Below are 260 nucleotides of genomic sequence, written 5' to 3' on the forward strand. Positions count from 1 at the left end.
GTGACTCAAGGGACCATGACGGAAAGCTGGACGTTAATGCTAGGAAGGCATTACTTGAGGTGGCGTCATTCAGTGATGGATTGACACCGCTATTGCCTGTGCCATCGTCCGTTAGACTGATGCCTAAATTGGCAGCAAGATTTTCAGCGACTTCTTTGGGTAGCCACGCTTGCCAGACGTTTGGGTTGACACGTAAAAACTCAAGCGCCTGTTCATCACCACTGCGCTTGCTTTCACTCATCTCTAAAATCGCACTGTTT

Annotated in this window: 1 pseudogene; it reads right to left on the reverse strand. The window is 48.8% G+C overall.

Annotated elements, in window-relative coordinates:
- A pseudogene (locus AAEY88_RS14265) lies at nucleotides 1-241 on the reverse strand (glycine/betaine ABC transporter substrate-binding protein); the annotation flags it as partial.
- Nucleotides 242-260 lie beyond the last annotated feature (19 nt).

The organism is Psychrobacter sp. CAL346-MNA-CIBAN-0220 (genome assembly GCF_040309805.1).
Classification (GTDB): Bacteria; Pseudomonadota; Gammaproteobacteria; order Pseudomonadales; family Moraxellaceae; genus Psychrobacter.